16 protein-coding genes are annotated in these 16,166 nt (G+C 73.9%); 1 reads left to right on the plus strand and 15 read right to left on the minus strand.

From position 1 onward, the window contains the following. Positions 1–68: 68 nt before the first annotated feature. Genes pyrF through pyrR form a run of 8 tightly spaced genes read right to left on the minus strand, consistent with a single transcriptional unit; the run spans position 69 to position 10,073 of the window. Positions 69–959, minus strand: coding sequence for an orotidine-5'-phosphate decarboxylase (gene pyrF / locus BLS67_RS12020; protein WP_091245215.1), 891 nt, complete (start codon positions 957–959; stop codon positions 69–71). Further along, positions 956–1,930, minus strand: a complete 975-nt coding sequence (locus tag BLS67_RS12025) for a dihydroorotate dehydrogenase (protein ID WP_242654019.1) — start codon at positions 1,928–1,930, stop codon at positions 956–958. Before BLS67_RS12025 ends, pyrF begins: the two co-directional genes overlap by 4 nt. After that, complete coding sequence (locus BLS67_RS12030; protein WP_242654020.1) at positions 1,927–2,907, minus strand: dihydroorotate dehydrogenase electron transfer subunit; 981 nt, start codon at positions 2,905–2,907, stop codon at positions 1,927–1,929. The genes BLS67_RS12025 and BLS67_RS12030 overlap by 4 nt, the downstream gene beginning before the upstream one ends. After that, positions 2,904–6,227 (minus strand): carbamoyl-phosphate synthase large subunit, encoded by a 3,324-nt coding sequence (gene carB / locus BLS67_RS12035; protein WP_091245218.1) that lies wholly within the window; start codon positions 6,225–6,227, stop codon positions 2,904–2,906. Before carB ends, BLS67_RS12030 begins: the two co-directional genes overlap by 4 nt. Next, a complete protein-coding gene (carA, locus tag BLS67_RS12040) occupies positions 6,214–7,329 on the minus strand; it encodes a glutamine-hydrolyzing carbamoyl-phosphate synthase small subunit (protein ID WP_091245220.1) in 1,116 nt (371 codons plus the stop codon). The genes carB and carA overlap by 14 nt, the downstream gene beginning before the upstream one ends. Further along, complete coding sequence (locus tag BLS67_RS12045) at positions 7,326–8,609, minus strand: dihydroorotase (RefSeq protein WP_091245223.1); 1,284 nt, start codon at positions 8,607–8,609, stop codon at positions 7,326–7,328. The genes carA and BLS67_RS12045 overlap by 4 nt, the downstream gene beginning before the upstream one ends. Continuing rightward, positions 8,606–9,523 (minus strand): aspartate carbamoyltransferase catalytic subunit, encoded by a 918-nt coding sequence (locus tag BLS67_RS12050; RefSeq protein ID WP_091245226.1) that lies wholly within the window; start codon positions 9,521–9,523, stop codon positions 8,606–8,608. Before BLS67_RS12050 ends, BLS67_RS12045 begins: the two co-directional genes overlap by 4 nt. Then, on the minus strand, positions 9,516–10,073 hold the full coding sequence (gene pyrR / locus BLS67_RS12055; RefSeq protein ID WP_278247129.1) for a bifunctional pyr operon transcriptional regulator/uracil phosphoribosyltransferase PyrR: 558 nt from the start codon (positions 10,071–10,073) through the stop codon (positions 9,516–9,518). Before pyrR ends, BLS67_RS12050 begins: the two co-directional genes overlap by 8 nt. A gap of 208 nt (positions 10,074–10,281) precedes the next feature. Between pyrR and bldD the strand changes: the two genes are divergently transcribed. After that, the gene (bldD, locus tag BLS67_RS12060) at positions 10,282–10,824 is read left to right on the plus strand and encodes a transcriptional regulator BldD (protein WP_091245229.1); all 543 of its coding nucleotides are present in this window, start codon (positions 10,282–10,284) and stop codon (positions 10,822–10,824) included. A gap of 55 nt (positions 10,825–10,879) precedes the next feature. Here the strand turns inward: bldD and nusB are convergent, their stop codons facing one another. From nusB to aroC, 7 genes are read right to left on the minus strand one after another with little or no spacing between them, the layout of a single operon-like run. Beyond that, positions 10,880–11,287 (minus strand): transcription antitermination factor NusB, encoded by a 408-nt coding sequence (nusB, locus tag BLS67_RS12065; RefSeq protein WP_091245231.1) that lies wholly within the window; start codon positions 11,285–11,287, stop codon positions 10,880–10,882. 3 nt (positions 11,288–11,290) lie between these two features. Next, positions 11,291–11,851: an elongation factor P gene (efp, locus tag BLS67_RS12070; RefSeq protein WP_091245233.1), complete on the minus strand. Its 561-nt coding sequence runs from the start codon at positions 11,849–11,851 to the stop codon at positions 11,291–11,293. Continuing rightward, positions 11,852–12,919 carry a M24 family metallopeptidase gene (locus BLS67_RS12075; RefSeq protein ID WP_091245236.1) on the minus strand — a complete coding sequence of 356 codons (1,068 nt, stop codon included), beginning with the start codon at positions 12,917–12,919 and terminating at the stop codon, positions 11,852–11,854. After that, a complete protein-coding gene (aroQ, locus tag BLS67_RS12080) occupies positions 12,919–13,353 on the minus strand; it encodes a type II 3-dehydroquinate dehydratase (RefSeq protein ID WP_091245237.1) in 435 nt (144 codons plus the stop codon). Before aroQ ends, BLS67_RS12075 begins: the two co-directional genes overlap by 1 nt. After that, positions 13,350–14,420: a 3-dehydroquinate synthase gene (gene aroB, locus BLS67_RS12085; protein ID WP_091245240.1), complete on the minus strand. Its 1,071-nt coding sequence runs from the start codon at positions 14,418–14,420 to the stop codon at positions 13,350–13,352. The genes aroQ and aroB overlap by 4 nt, the downstream gene beginning before the upstream one ends. Further along, positions 14,417–14,968, minus strand: coding sequence for a shikimate kinase (locus BLS67_RS12090; RefSeq protein WP_242654021.1), 552 nt, complete (start codon positions 14,966–14,968; stop codon positions 14,417–14,419). The genes aroB and BLS67_RS12090 overlap by 4 nt, the downstream gene beginning before the upstream one ends. Then, positions 14,959–16,140, minus strand: coding sequence for a chorismate synthase (gene aroC / locus BLS67_RS12095; RefSeq protein WP_091245244.1), 1,182 nt, complete (start codon positions 16,138–16,140; stop codon positions 14,959–14,961). Before aroC ends, BLS67_RS12090 begins: the two co-directional genes overlap by 10 nt. Between the last annotated feature and the right edge of the window lie 26 nt (positions 16,141–16,166).

Below are 16,166 nucleotides of genomic sequence, written 5' to 3' on the forward strand. Positions count from 1 at the left end.
GGTGCGCCGGGGTCGGTCGCCGTGTGCTGCACCGCCCCAACCCTACGCCTGGGTAATGTCACGCTGGGTCATCCGGCCAGCTCAGCAGCCCACCGAGCGGCTGCGGCCCGCAGGGCGCCGACGTCCGGTCCGGTTCCGAGTACGTCGCGGGACACCGTGGGGACGACGGCCCGGCCGCGGCCGAACAGCCGGCGCAGATCGGCCGGGGTCCCGCCCTGGGCACCCAGCCCCGGGGCCAGCACCGGACCGCGCAGCCCGTCGAGGTCGACGTCCAGCTCGGCCAGCGTCGCACCGACGACGACGCCGAAGGACCCGGTGTCCCCGCCCCAGCGGCCCTGCAGCTCGGCGTAGGAGGCCGGGTCGGGGGCCGGGTCGCCCACCAGCCAGTCGGGGGTGTTCCACCGGCCCACCTGGTCGACGACGGCCTGCGCCACGGTGCGGCCGTCGTCGAGCTGCGCGTGCTGGAACACGGCGGCGTCGGGGTTGGAGGTGCGGGCGAGCACGAAGAGCCCCCCGCCGTGCCGGCGGGCCGCGTCGACCGCGGGTTCCAGCGACCCCGGACCGAGGTACGGGCTCACGGTGAGCGCGTCGACCTGCAGCGGGTGACCGGGTTCGAACACCGAGGCGTAGCCGGCCATCGTCGACCCGATGTCCCCCCGCTTGGCGTCCAGCAGGACCAGCGCCCCGGCCGCGCGCGCGGTGGCGACGGCGTCCTCGAGCACGAGCAGCCCGCGCGACCCGTGCCGCTCGTAGAACGCCGACTGCGGCTTGAGGACGGCGACGGTGCCCGCGAGGGCCTCGACGACGGCGTCGGTGAACCGGCGCAGCCCCTCGACGTCGTCGGTGAGGCCCCAGGACAGCAGGAGCTCGCGGTGCGGGTCGATGCCCACGCACAGGGGTCCACGGGTGGCGACGGCCGCCGCGAGCCTGGTGCCGAACCTGCCCGGGTGCTCGGTCATCGCCCGTGCCGTCCCTCGGGGCGCTTGTCCGGGGCGCGGTGGGCGTAGCCGACGGCGTCGGCCAGCCGGCCGAACCCGCGCTCGCCCAGCGCCTCGGCCAGCTCGGCGTGGATGCGGGCCGGCGCCGAGGGGTCGTTGAACACCGCGGTGCCCACCGAGACCGCACCGGCACCGGCCAGGACGAACTGCAGGGCGTCCAGGCCGGTGCGGATGCCGCCCATGCCCAGGATCGGCACGTTGGGCAAGGCCGCGTGCACCTGCCACACGCAGCGCAGCGCCACCGGCCGGATCGCCGGGCCCGAGAGCCCGCCGGTGACCCCGCCCAGCACCGGCCGCATGGTGTCGGGGTCGATCACCAGGCCCAGCAACGTGTTGATCATGGACAGCCCGTTGGCGCCGGCGTCGGCGCAGGCGCGGGCCACCGACACGATGTCGGTGACGTCGGGGGTGAGCTTGGCGTAGACCGGGTGCGCCGGGTCGGCGGCCTCGCGCACGGCGGCGACCACCGCGGCCGAGGCGTCGGGGTTGCAGGCGAACACCTCGCCCCGGCTCTCGACGTTGGGGCAGGAGATGTTGACCTCGATGCCCAGCACCCCCGGAGCCCCGCGCAGCCGGGTGGCCAGCTCGGCGAAGTCCTCGGTGCGGGCGCCGGCGATCGAGACGAAGGACCGCACACCGCGCTCGGCCAACCAGGGCAGCTCGTCGGCGAGCAGGCCATCGATGCCCGGCCCCTGCAGCCCGATGGAGTTGATCATGCCGCTGGGGGTCTCGGCCATGCGCGGCGTGGCCCGGCCCGACCGCGGGCGCAGCTGCACCGACTTGGTGACGACGGCCCCGATCGACGTCAGGTCGAAGAAGGGGTCGAGCTCGCGGCCGAAGGACGAGCAGCCCGACGCGGTGAGCACGGGGCTGACCACGGGGACCCCGCCGATCGAGGCCTGCATGTCGACGCTGGGCACCACCTCGGTCACGGTGTCTCCCCCTCGACGGCCGGGGTGTGCGACAGCGTCATCGCGTCGGCGCCCACCAGGTCCGGCGGCAGCGTGCCGACGTCGGCGAACCGCACGCGGTCACCGGCGAACACCGGCCCCTCGACGCAGGAGCGGGCGAACCGGGACCGGCCATCGGCGCCGACCACCGGCAGCACGCAGGTCATGCAGACCCCCACGCCGCAGGCCATCGACTCCTCCACGGCCACCCAGGAGGGCACGCCGCGGTCGGTGGCCAGCTTGGCGACGGCGGCCAGCATCGGCATCGGCCCGCAGGCGTACACGGCCCCGGCGCCGCTGACCAGGTCGGCGACCGGCCCGGTCACCCGCCCCGGCCGGCCGGCGCTGCCGTCGTCGGTGGTGACCACGAACGGTGCGGCGACCGCGGCGAGGTCGTCGACCGAGCACAGCCGGGCGGCGTCGCCGGCACCCACGACGGCGGCCACCTCGTGGCCGCGCGAGCGCAGCAGGCCGCCCAGACCGACCAGCGCCGCGGCACCGTAGCCGCCGCCGACCAGCAGCGTGGGCGTGCCCTCGGGCGGCAGCGGGAACGGGCGGCCCAGCGGACCCACCACGTCGACCTCGTCGCCGGGGCGCAGCCCGGCCAGCCAGGTGGACCCGGCGGCCCGGGCGCTCACCACGACCGAGAAGCGACCGTCGCCCACCCCGGCGATCGCGATGGACCGGCGCAGCAGCATCGCCGAGGTCGGCCCGCCCACCGCGAACGCGACGAACTGGCCCGGCTGGGCCACCTGGGCGATGTCGGGGGCCTCCAGGGTCAGCTCGGTGTAGGCGCTGACCGGTCGGGAACCCACGACCACGGCCAGACCCTGCACCGGCGGGTGCTCGGCCGGCGGCGCCGGCTGCCCCAGCGGCTCGGTGCGCGACCCCGGCACCGGAGGGAGCACCCGGTCGCCGGAGGGCAGCTGCACCATGCGGGTGGCGCCGTCCTCGGTCACGGCTGCACCTGCGCCTGGGCCTGGGCGCGGGAGGCGGCCAGCGCGGCGTGGAGGTCCTGCAGGCTGCGCACGCCGATCTCGCCGCGCCGCAGGGCCTCGACGCCCTGCACCGCGGCGGCCATGCCCTGCACCGTGGTGATGCACGGGATGCCCGCGGTCACCGCGGCGGCGCGGATCTCGTAGCCGTCCAGCCGCGGGCCGGAGTTGCCCGGTGCGCCGAACGGGGTGTTGACCACCATGTCGACCTCCCCGGCCAGGATGGCCTCGACCACGTTGCCCGGCCCGTCGGAGTACTTGCCCACCACCGTGCAGGCCACCCCGTTGCGGCGCAGCACCTGCGCGGTGCCGGTGGTGGCCAGCACGGTGAACCCGAGGTCGGCCAGCCGCTTGACCGGGAAGACCGCCGAGCGCTTGTCGCGGTTGGCCAGCGAGACGAAGACGGTGCCCCCGGTGGGCAGCGACCCGTAGGCCGCGGCCTGGGACTTGGCGAACGCGGTGCCGAACTCGGCGTCGAGCCCCATCACCTCGCCGGTGGACTTCATCTCGGGGCTCAGCACGGTGTCCACCCCCTGGCCGTCGGCGTTGCGGAACCGGTTGAACGGCAGCACCGCCTCCTTGACCGCGATCGGGGCGTCGTCGGGGGTGTCGGTGCCGTCACCGGTGACCGGCAGCACGCCGGCGGCCCGCAGCTCGCCGATCGTCTCGCCGACCGCGATCCGCGCCGCGGCCTTGGCCAGGGGCACGGCGGTCGCCTTGGACACGAAGGGCACGGTGCGGCTGGCCCGGGGGTTGGCCTCCAGCACGTAGAGGACGTCGTCCTTGAGGGCGTACTGCACGTTCATCAGCCCACGCACCCCGATCCGGGCGGCCAGCTTCTCGGTCGCCGCGCGGATCGCCCGCAGGTCGGTGGAGCCCAGGGTGATCGGCGGCAGGGCGCACGCGGAGTCGCCGGAGTGGATGCCGGCCTCCTCGATGTGCTCCATGACCCCGCCCAGGTAGAGGTCGGTGCCGTCGTAGAGCGCGTCGACGTCGATCTCGACGGCGTCCTCGAGGAACCGGTCGATCAGCACCGGGTGGTCGGGGCTGACGTCGGTCGCCTTCGCCAGGTAGGCCTCCAGCGTCGCGTCCTCGTAGACGATCTCCATGCCGCGCCCGCCGAGCACGTAGGAGGGCCGCACGAGCACCGGGTAGCCGATCGAGGCGGCGATCTCCCGGGCCTCGTCGAACCGGAACGCGGTGCCGTGCTTGGGCGCCGGCAGCCCGGTGTCGGTGAGCACGCGGGAGAACTCGGCGCGGTCCTCGGCGGCGTCGATGGCCTCGGGTGCGGTGCCCAGCACGGGCACCCCGGCGTCCTTGAGCCGCTGCGCCAGTGCCAGCGGCGTCTGGCCGCCCAGGGTGCAGATCACCCCGGCGACCGGGCCGGCGGCGCGCTCGGCCTCGACGACCTCGAGGACGTCCTCGAAGGTCAACGGCTCGAAGTAGAGCCGGTCGGCGGTGTCGTAGTCGGTGGAGACGGTCTCGGGGTTGCAGTTGACCATCACCGCCTCGTAGCCGGCGTCCTGCAGGGCCAGCACGGCGTGCACGCAGGAGTAGTCGAACTCGATGCCCTGCCCGATGCGGTTGGGCCCCGAGCCCAGGATCAGCACCGCCGGCGTCGTGCGCGGCGCGACCTCGGTCTCCTCGTCGTAGGTCGAGTAGTGGTAGGGCGTGGTGGCGGCGAACTCGGCGGCGCAGGTGTCGACGGTCTTGTAGACCGGGCGGATGCCCAGCCGCCAGCGCAGCGTGCGGACGCCGTCCTCCCCGGCCAGCTCGGGGCGCAGCGCCGCGATCTGCCGGTCGCTCAACCCGTGCCGCTTGGCCCGGCGCAGCAGCTCGGGGGTGAGCGAGGGGGCGTCGCGGACGGCGGTGCCGATCTCGTGCACCTGGAGCACCTGGTCGACGAACCACGGGTCGAACCCGCTGGCCTCGGCGACCTGCTCGACGGTGGCCCCGGCGGCCAGCGCCGCCTCGGCCACGTAGAGCCGGCCGTCGAGCGGGGTGCGCAGCTGCTCCAGCAGCTCCTCGGCGGTGCGCTCGGGCTGCACCGGGCCGGTCCAGAAGCCCACCTGGGGTGTCTCGGTCGAGCGCATCGCCTTGCCGAGGGCCTCGGTGAAGTTGCGGCCCATGCTCATGACCTCGCCGACGCTCTTCATCGTCGTGGTCAGCCGGGGGTCGGCGCCGGGGAACTTCTCGAAGGCGAACCGCGGGATCTTCACCACGACGTAGTCCAGGGTCGGCTCGAAGGCCGCCGGGGTGACCTTGGTGATGTCGTTGGTGATCTCGTCGAGGGTGTAGCCGATCGCCAGCTTCGCGGCGATCTTGGCGATCGGGAACCCGGTGGCCTTCGACGCCAGCGCCGACGACCGGGAGACCCGCGGGTTCATCTCGATCACGACCAGGCGCCCGTTCTCCGGATTGACCGCGAACTGGATGTTGCAGCCGCCGGTGTCGACCCCGACCGCGCGCAGGACGGCGATGCCGACGTCGCGCATGTGCTGGTACTCGCGGTCGGTGAGCGTCATCGCCGGGGCCACGGTCACCGAGTCGCCGGTGTGCACGCCCATCGCGTCGATGTTCTCGATGGAGCAGACGACCACCACGTTGTCGGTGTGGTCGCGCATCAGCTCGAGCTCGTACTCCTTCCAGCCCAGCACCGACTCCTCGATCAGCACGGTGTGCACCGGGGAGTCGGCCAGGCCGTGGCCGGCCATGCGGCGCAGCATGGCCTCGTCGGTGGCGAAGCCCGAGCCGAGCCCGCCCATGGTGAAGCTGGGCCGGATGACGACCGGGTAGCCGACCTCGGCGGCGGTGGCCAGCGCCTCGTCGACGGTGCCGCAGACGGTGGACCGCGGGGCGTCGGCGCCGATCGAGCGCACGATGTCCTTGAACAGCTGCCGGTCCTCGCCGCGGTTGATCGCGTCGGCGTCGGCGCCGATCAGCCGGACGCCGTACTTCTCCAGCACCCCGTTGGCCTGCAGCGCCAGGCCCAGGTTGAGGGCGGTCTGCCCACCCAGGGTGGCCAGCAGCGCGTCGGGGCGCTCGGCGGCGATGACCTTCTCGACGAACTCGGGGGTCAGCGGCTCCACGTACGTGGCGTCGGCGACCTCGGGGTCGGTCATGATCGTCGCCGGGTTGCTGTTGACCAGGCTGACCCGCAGGCCCTCGGCCTTGAGCACCCGGCAGGCCTGGGTGCCCGAGTAGTCGAACTCGCAGGCCTGGCCGATGACGATCGGCCCGGAGCCGATCACCATCACGTGCTGGATGTCGTCACGCTTCGGCACGGTTGTCCTCCATCAGGTCCACGAAGCGCTGGAAGAGCGGGGCGGCGTCGTGCGGGCCGGCGGCGGCCTCGGGGTGGAACTGGACGCTGAACGCCGGGACGTCGAGGCAGCGCAGGCCCTCGACGACCTGGTCGTTGAGCCCGACGTGGCTGACCTCGACCCGCCCGTAGGGGGTGTCGGTGGCGCGGTCGAGCAGGGCGTCGACGGCGAAGCCGTGGTTCTGGCTGGTCACCCGCACCGAGTCGGTGACCCGGTCGAGCACCGGCTGGTTCAGCCCGCGGTGGCCGAAGGGCAGCTTGTAGGTGCCCAGACCCAGCGCCCGGCCCAGGATCTGGTTGCCGAAGCAGATGCCGAACAGCGGCCGGCGGGCGTCGAGCACGCCCTTGACCGCGTCCACCGCGTAGTCGCTGGCCGCGGGGTCACCCGGGCCGTTGGACAGGAACACCCCGTCGGGCCCGGCGGCCAGCAGCTCGGCCGCGGTGGCCGTGGCCGGGAGCACGTGCGTCTCGACCCCGAGCTCGGCCAGGTGCCGCGGGGTGGCCGCCTTGATGCCCAGGTCGAGCGCGGAGATCGTGTACCGCTTCTCCCCCACCGCCGGGACGACGTACGCCGCCTCGGTGGTGACCTCGGGCGCCAGGTCGGCACCGCTCATCGAGGGCGCGGCCAGCACCCGGGCCAGCAGCGCGTCGGCGTCGAGCACCTCGGTGGAGATGCCCACCCGCATGGCGCCGCGGTCTCGGAGGTGCCGGGTGAGCGCCCGGGTGTCGACCCCGCTGATGCCCACCACGCCGTGGGCGACGAGCTCGGCGTCCAGGGTGCCGGTGGAGCGCCAGTTGGCCGGGCGGCGGGCCGGGTCGCGGACCACGAAGCCCGCCACCCAGATGCGTCGGGACTCGTCGTCCTCGTCGTTGACCCCGGTGTTGCCGATGTGCGGGGCCGTCATCACCACCACCTGCCGGTGGTAGCTGGGGTCGGTCAGCGTCTCCTGGTAGCCGGTCATCCCGGTGGAGAACACCGCCTCGCCGACCGTCGTCCCGGTGGCCCCGTAGGACTCCCCCCGGAACGCGCGGCCGTCCTCGAGCACGAGCAGCGCTTCACTCACTTCTGGACCTTCCCGTCGAGGACCGACAGTTCTCCGCGCAGCAGCGTGTGCACGACGCGTGCGGGCAGCTCGCGACCGGCGTAGGGGCTGTTGCGGCTCTTGCTGGCCAGCGCGGCCGGGTCGACGACCGCACGTGCCCCCGGGTCCACGAGGACCAGGTTCGCCGGCTCGCCGACGGCGATCGGCCGGCCCTGGTGCTCCAGCCGGCCGATCTGCGCCGGCCGCACCGACATGCGGTCGGCCACCTCGCGCCAGGTCAGCAGCCCGGTCTCGACCATCGTGTCGACGACCACCGAGAGCGCCTGCTCCAGCCCGAGCATCCCCGGCCGGGCCGCGGACCACTCGCACTCCTTGTCCTCGCCGGCGTGCGGGGCGTGGTCGGTGGCGACGGCGTCGATCGTCCCGTCGGCCAGCCCGGCGCGCAGCGCTGCGACGTCCTCGGCGGTGCGCAGCGGCGGGTTGACCTTGAACGTCGCGTCGTAGCCCTCGGCCTGGGCGTCGGTGAGCAGCAGGTGGTGCGGGGTGACCTCGGCGGTGACCTGCACACCGCGGGACTTGGCCCAGCGGATCAGCTCGACCGAGCCGGCGGTGGACACGTGGCAGACGTGCAACCGGGCGCCGACGTGCTCGGCCAGCAGCACGTCGCGGGCGATGATCGCCTCCTCGGCGACCGCGGGCCAGCCCGTCAGGCCCAGCCGGGCCGAGCGCTCGCCCTCGTGCATCTGGGCGCCCACGGTCAGCCGGGGCTCCTCGGCGTGCTGGGCGACGACGCCGTCCAGGGCCTTCACGTACTCCAGCGCCCGGCGCATGAGCGCGGGGTCCGAGACGCACTTCCCGTCGTCGGAGAACACCCGCACCCGGGCCGCGCTGTCGGCCATCGCGCCGAGCTCGGCGAGCCGCTCGCCGGCCAGGCCGACGGTGACCGCGCCGACCGGGACGACGTCGACCAGCCCGGCGTCGTGGCCCAGCCGCCAGACCTGCTCGACCACGCCCGCGGTGTCGGCCACGGGGTCGGTGTTGGCCATGGCGTGCACGGCGGTGTAGCCGCCCAGCGCCGCGGCCCGCGAACCGGTGAGCACCGTCTCGGTGTCCTCGCGGCCGGGTTCGCGCAGGTGGGTGTGCAGGTCGACCAGGCCGGGCAGCAGCACCAGCCCGGTGGCGTCGATCGTCTCGGCCGTGGTCGACAGGTCCGCGCCGATCGCCGCGATCACCCCGTCGGACACCAGGAGGTCGACGGCGTCCTCGCCGTAGGGGCGGACGCCCTTCAGGAGCAGGGTCACGCGTTTCCTCCGAGCAGCAGGTACAGGACGGCCATGCGCACGCTGACGCCGTTGCCGACCTGCTCGACGATGGTGGAGCGGGGTGAGTCGGCGACGTCGGCGGCGATCTCCATGCCGCGGTTCATCGGGCCGGGGTGCATCACGATGGCGTCGTCGGGCAGCTTCGCCATGCGGTCGGCGTCCAGGCCGTAGCGGCGGCTGTACTCCCGGGCCGAGGGGAAGAACGACGCGTTCATCCGCTCGGCCTGCACGCGCAGCATCATCACGACGTCCGCGGTGGGCAGGACGGCGTCCAGGTCGTAGGAGACCTCCACCGGCCAGGAGCCGACACCGACCGGCAGCAGCGTGGGCGGGGCCACCAGGGTCACCTCGGCGCCCAGCGTGTGCAGCAGCCGCACGTTCGAGCGGGCCACCCGGCTGTGCAGCACGTCGCCGGTGATCACCACGCGCACGCCCTCGAGCCGGCCCAGCCGCTTGCGGATCGTGTAGGCGTCCAGCAGCGCCTGGGTGGGGTGCTCGTGGGTGCCGTCGCCGGCGTTCACCACGCTGCCCTGCACCCAGGTCGCCAGCCGGTGCGGCGCACCGGAGGACCCGTGCCGGACGACGATGCCGTCGGCGCCCATGGCCTCCAGGGTCAGCGCGGTGTCCTTGAGGCTCTCGCCCTTGGACACGCTGGAGCCCTTGGCGGAGAAGTTGATGACGTCGGCGCTCAACCGCTTGGCGGCCAGCTCGAAGCTGATCCGGGTGCGGGTGGAGTCCTCGAAGAACAGGTTGACCACCGTGCGGCCGCGCAGCGTGGGCAGCTTCTTGACCTCGCGGCCGGCCAGCGCGGACTCGATCTGGGCCGCGGTGTCCAGGACCGACGTGGCGTCGGCGAGGTCGAGGTCGGCGGCCTCCAGCAGGTGCCTACGCATCGGTGATGGTCACCCCGTCCTCGCCGTCGACCTCGGCCAGCCGCACCTTGACCTGCTGGTTGCGGGAGGTCGGCACGTTCTTGCCCACGAAGTCGGCCTTGATCGGCAGCTCGCGGTGGCCGCGGTCGACCAGCACCGCCAGCTGGACGGCCCGGGGACGGCCGACGTCGCGCAGACCGTCCAGGGCCGCCCGGACCGAGCGACCGGAGAACAGCACGTCGTCGACGAGCACCACGAGCCGGCCGTCGACACCGGCCTCGGGCAACCGGGTCTCCTCGAGCGCGCGGACGCCCCGGGTGCGCAGGTCGTCGCGGTAGAGGGTGATGTCGACGGTGCCGACGTCGACCGCGGTACCGGTGAAGGCCTCGATCCGGGCGGCGAGGCGGCGGGCCAGCGGGGCACCGCGGGTGGGGATGCCGACCAGGACCAGGTCGGCCAGGCCGTCACCGGCGGTGGTCGAGCTCGCCGCCCGCTCGATCAGCTGGTGGGCCATCCGGTCCACCACACGGGTGACGTCGTCGGCGGTGAGCAGCGCAGGGTTCGGTGGCACGGCCAGCAGGCCTCCTTCCCCGCCTCACAGGACGGGTCGTTAAAGGAGTGGGATGGACTGCCCCAGACGCTAGCGCACGGCCCGTTGTGACCTGCATCGGCGCGATCTCACCCGACCGGGGTGCTCGACGTGCTGCACACCACCGATACCGAGTACTCTCCGTCACCAGCAGGAGCCGCATCCGACGACACTGAGTGAGCAGGACACGATGAGCACCGACTACTCCCGAGCGCTGGGCGCTCGCCTCCGGGCGATCCGGAACCAGCAGGGTCTCTCGCTGCAGGGTGTCGAGGACAAGTCGCACGGCCGCTGGAAGGCCGTCGTGGTCGGCTCCTACGAGCGCGGCGACCGCGCCGTGACCGTGCAGCGGCTCTCCGAGCTCGCCGTGTTCTACGGGGTGCCGGTCGCCGAGCTGCTGCCCGACCCGCGGCCCAGCTCCGCCATCACCAAGTCCACCAAGATCGTGCTGAACCTGGAGTCGCTGGGCTCCCTGCCCGCCGACGAGGCCGGCCCGCTGGCCCGCTACGCCTCGACCATCCAGGCGCAGCGGCACGACTACAACGGCAAGGTGCTGTCGATCCGCACCGAGGACCTCAAGTCGCTGGCGATCATCTACGACATGAGCCCCGACGAGCTGACCACCCGGTTGATCGAGTGGGGCGTGCTCTCGCCCGGCGCCGACGGCAGCATCTACGCCGACGAGGAGCTCGACGACGCCGACTGGGGCGACCGCCGCCGCAACCCGCGCTGAACGACGACGACGAAGGGCCCCTCCCGCACGCGGGAGGGGCCCTTCGTCGTCGGTGTCAGACCGTGGGGATCTGCGCCTGGAGGATGCCGCCGAGGACGCCGTTGACGTAGGCCGCGGAGTCGTCGGTGGACAGGCTCTTCGCCAGCTCGACGGCCTCGTCGATCACGACCGCGTCGGGGACGTCGTCGACCCACAGCAGCTCGAACACCGCCATGCGCAGGATCGCGCGGTCGACGTCGGGCAGCCGGTCCAGCGACCAGCCCTGGGCGTGCTCGCCGATCAGCCGGTCGATGTCGCCCGCGTGCTCGACCGCGCCCTCGACCAACCGCACGGTGTGCTCGCCGATCGGCGGGTGGCCGTCGGCGACCCGCTCGCGGAGCAGCGGCAGGACGTCACCGCCGCGCAGGTCGGCCTCGTAGAGGACGTCGACCGCGCGCTTGCGCGCCTTGGAACGGGCGGCCACGTGCTAGCTGACCCGGCCGAGGTACCGGCCGTCGCGGGTGTCGACCTTCAGCTTCTCGCCGGTGGTGATGAACAGCGGCACCTGGATCTCGGCGCCGGTCTCGAGCGTGGCGGGCTTGGTGCCGCCGGTGGAGCGGTCGCCCTGCAGGCCCGGGTCGGTGTGGGCCACGACGAGCTCCATGGAGACCGGCAGCTCGACGAACAGCGGGACGCCGTCGTGCACGGCGACCATGGCCTCGGTGTTCTCCAGCAGGTAGTTCGCGGCGTCGCCGACGGTCTGCTCGGACACCGGGATCTGGTCGAAGGTGTCGCCGTCCATGAAGACGAAGTCGGCGCCGTCCTTGTACAGGTAGGTCATGTTCCGCTTGTCCACGGTCGCGGTCTCGACCTTGAGCCCGGCGTTGAAGGTCTTGTCGACGACCTTGCCGCTGAGCACGTTCTTCAGGGTGGTGCGCACGAACGCGCCGCCCTTGCCCGGCTTCACGTGCTGGAAGTCGGTCACGGTCCACAGCTGACCGTCCAGCTTGAGGACGATGCCGTTCTTGAGGTCGTTGGTGGTAGCCATCTAGAGAACCAGCAGTTCCTTGCTCGTGAGGGTCAACAACTCGGGCTCGCCATCGGTCACGATCAGCGTGTCCTCGATCCGGACACCGCCGTGCCCGGGGAGGTACACCCCGGGTTCCACGGTGACGGCCATGCCAGCGGCCAGGGTACCTGCGCCCAGCGCCGAGATGCCCGGAGCCTCGTGGATCTCCAGGCCCACCCCGTGCCCGAGACCGTGGGTGAAGTGCTCGCCGTGCCCGGCCGCGGTGATCACGTCGCGGGAGGCGGCGTCGACCGCGGTGACCTCGACGCCGACGCCCAGCGCTGCGCGACCGGCCGCCTGCGCGGCCTGGACCAGCTCGTACACCTCGGTCTGCCAGTCGGCGACGTGCCCGAGCACCAGGGTGCGGGTCATGTCCGAGTGGTAGCCGTCGACCGTGGCCCCGAAGTCGAGCTTGAGGAGGTCGCCCCCGCGCAGCTCGGTGCCGTCGGGCCGGTGGTGCGGGATCGCCGAGTTGGCGCCGGTGGCCACGATGGTCTCGAAGGACACGGCCTCGGCACCGAGGGCCAGCATGCGGGCGTCGAGCTCGCGGCCGACCTCGCGCTCGGTGCGGCCGGGCCGCAGGGCACCCTCGACCGCCAGCTCGGCCAGCGCCCGGTCGGCCACGGCGCAGGCCCGGCGCAGCGCGTCGACCTCGTCGTCGTCCTTGACCGCGCGGAGCTCCTCGACGGCCCGCTGCACGCTCACCAGCTCGACCCCCGACGTGGCCTGCTCGAGGCCGCGCAGGCCGTCGACGGTGACCACGTGCGACTCGTAGCCCACCCGGCCAGTCGCCAGCCGGGCCAGCGCGGTGGCCGTGGCCCGGTCGACGAGCAGCTCGACGTCGGGCACCTGGGCGCCGGCCTGCGTGGTGTACCGGCCGTCGGTGCCGAGCACGTCGGCGCCGTCGGCCCGGACCAGCAGGGCCCCGTTCGACCCGGTGAACCCGGTCAGGTAGCGGACGTTGACCAGGTCGGTGACCAGGACGGCGTCCATGCCCCGACCGCCGATCGCGGCCCGGAGCCGGTCGCGGCGGCCGGCGTGGTCCATCAGCGGACCCCGCGGTCGGCCAGGTACCGCAGCGCCGCCTCGTAGCCGAACACCCCGAGCCCGGCGACGACGCCGTCGGCCACCGCGGAGACGTAGGAGTGGTGCCGGAAGGGCTCGCGGGCGTGCACGTTGGTGATGTGCACCTCGACCACCGGCGCCTCGACCTGGGCCAGCGCGTCGCGCAGCACCACCGAGGTGTGGGTCCAGCCGGCCGCGTTGACGACCACGGCGGTGCCGGTGTCGGCGGCGTCGTGCACCCAGCCCAGCAGCTCGGCCTCGCTGTCGGTCTGGCGCACCGTGACGTCCTGCCCCAGCTCGGCGGCGACCGCCTCGATCCGGGCGACCAGGTCGGCGTAGGTGGTCGAGCCGTACTTCTCGGGCTCGCGGGTGCCCAGCCGACCCAGGTTCGCCCCGTTCAGGACCACGATGCTCACGGCGTTGCCTCCACTGCTGCCCAGGCCGTGCGCAGCCAGGCCTCGTCGGGGTCGGTCAGGATGCCCGGCGCGCCCAGGCCGTCGAGGACGACGAACCGCAGCGAGGCACCCCGGGACTTCTTGTCCACGGCCATCGTGGCGCGCAGCCGGTCGAAGTCGCCGGCGTAGGAGACCGGCAGCCCCATCGCGGCGACCAGCTCGCGGTGCCGGTCGGCGTCGGCCCGGGGCAGCCGGCCCGCGGCGACGCCCAGCTCGGCGGCGAACACCAGGCCCACGGCCACGGCCTCGCCGTGCCGCCAGCCGAAGTGCTCGGCCTTCTCGATCGCGTGGCCCAGCGTGTGGCCGTAGTTGAGGAACTCGCGGCGGCCGGTGTCGTAGAGGTCCTCGCCCACCGCGTCGGCCTTGACCTGGACGGCCCGGGTGATCAGCTCGGTGGTCGACGTCCGCCCGGCGGGGTCGGCGGCGAGCAGGTCGAGGATCGCGCCGTCGGCGATGAAGCCGCACTTGACCACCTCGGCCAGCCCGGAGCGGAACTCGGCTGCGGGCAGGGCGTCGAGGGTCTCGGTGTCGACGAGCACGGCGACCGGCGGGTGGAAGGCGCCGACCAGGTTCTTGCCGGCCGCGGTGTTGATGCCGGTCTTGCCGCCGACGGCGGCGTCGACCATGCCCAGCAGGGTGGTGGGCACCTGCACGACCCGCACGCCGCGCAGCCAGGTCGCCGCGACGAACCCGGCCAGGTCGGTGACCGCTCCCCCGCCGACGCCGACCACGGCATCGGTGCGGGTGAACCCGAGACTGCCCAGCTGGGCCCAGAGCCCGGCGGCGACCTCGGCGGTCTTGGCCGCCTCGCCGTCGGGCACCACCAGCGCCTCCGCGGCCAGCCCCGCGCTCTGCAGCAGGGCGACCGCCTCGCCGGCGAGGGCTGCGGTGGAGGCGGTGTGCACGACGGCCGCGCGGGTGGCGCCGGCGAGCACCGTCTGCGGGAGGAGGGCCAGCTCCTGCCGGGCGCCGGGGCCGACGACGACGTCGTAGGGCCGGTCGCCCGCGACGGGGACGCGGGTGCTCATGTCGGGCTGCCGACGGCGGGCAGCGCGGCGAGGACGTCGGCGACCACGGCGGCCACCGGTCGGCCCCCGGTCTGCAGGTGCAGGGTGGAGACCTCCCCGTACAGCGGCGCGCGGGTCTCGAGCATCTGCCGCAGCATCTGCCGCGGGTTGACCCCCAGGATCGGCCGGTCGCGGGAGAGCCCGACGCGCTTGGCCGCGGTCGGCAGGTCGACGTCCAGCCACACCACGGTGCCGCCCGCCCGGCCGTGGTCGACCAGCAGCGCTCGGGTGTGCGCACTGGTCACGGCGCCACCGCCGAGGGCCAGGACACCGTCGTGCTCGGCCAGCCCGCGGGCCACGGCCCGCTCCTCCATCGCCCGGAAGTGCGGCTCGCCGTGGGTGACGAACACGTCGGCCACCGACGTGCCGGCCTCGGCCTCGACGTCGTGGTCGGTGTCGCGGAACGGGCAGCCGAGCTCCTGGGCCAGCCGGGTGCCCACCGTCGTCTTGCCCGAGGCGGGTGGCCCCACGAGCACCACCCGCGGGCCGTCGGCGGGCGTCAGCGCCACGTCAGGCCATCCAGGTAGCCGGTCACGTTGCGGCGGGTCTCGGCCACGGAGTCACCGCCGAACTTCTCCAGGACGGCGTCGGCCAGCACCAGGGCGACCATCGCCTCCATCACGACCGAGCCCCGGGGCACGGCGCAGGCGTCGCTGCGCTGGTGGATCGCCTCGGCCGCCTCGCCGGTGGTGGTGTCCAGGGTGGCCAGGGCGCGCGGCACGGTGCTGATCGGCTTCATGGCCGCCCGCACCCGCAGCACCTCGCCGTTGGTCATCCCGCCCTCGATGCCGCCGGCCCGGTCGGTGCGCCGGGCGACCGTGCCGGGACCGATCACGTCGATCTCGTCGTGGGCCACCGAGCCGCGCCGGCGGGCGGTCTCGAGGCCGTCGCCGACCTCGACCGCCTTCACCGACTGCACGCCCATCAGCGCACCGGCCAGGCGGCTGTCGAGCCGGCGGTCCCAGTGCACGTGCGAGCCCAGCCCCGGCGGCAGCCCGTGCACGACCACCTCGATGACCCCGCCCAGGGTGTCGCCGCTGTCGTGGGCGTCGTCGATCTCGGCCTGCATGCGGGCGCTGGTCGCCGGGTCGGCGCAGCGCACCGGGTCGGCGTCGAGGGCGTCGGAGTCGTCGGGGCCGGGCAGCACGCCGTCGGGCGCGGTGACCGCACCGATGCCGACCACGTGGCTGACCACCCGCACGCCGAGCACCTGGTGCAGGAACGCCTCGGCGATCGCGCCCAGCGCCACCCGAGCGGCCGTCTCACGCGCGCTGGCCCGCTCGAGCACCGGCCGGGCGTCGTCGAACCCGTACTTCTGCATGCCGGCGAGGTCGGCGTGACCCGGGCGGGGCCGGGTCAGCGGGGCGTTGCGGGCCCGGTTCGCGATCAGCTCGGGGTCGACCGGGTCGGCCGCCATGACCGTCGTCCACTTGGGCCACTCGGTGTTGCCCACCTGGACGGCGATCGGGCCGCCCTGGGTGAGCCCGTGCCGCACCCCGCCGGTCAGGGTGACGACGTCCTGCTCGAAGGCCATGCGGGCACCGCGGCCGTGGCCCAGCCGCCGGCGGGCGAGCTGGGCGTCGAGGTCGGTCGTCTCCACCGCCACGCCGGCGGGGAGTCCTTCGAGGATGGCGGTGAGCTGCGGACCGTGCGACTCACCGGCGGTCAGCCAGCGCAACATGGGGTGGAGTGTGCCAGCCGGGTCCG

Source organism: Klenkia soli, from assembly GCF_900103975.1.
GTDB lineage: Bacteria > Actinomycetota > Actinomycetes > Mycobacteriales > Geodermatophilaceae > Klenkia > Klenkia soli.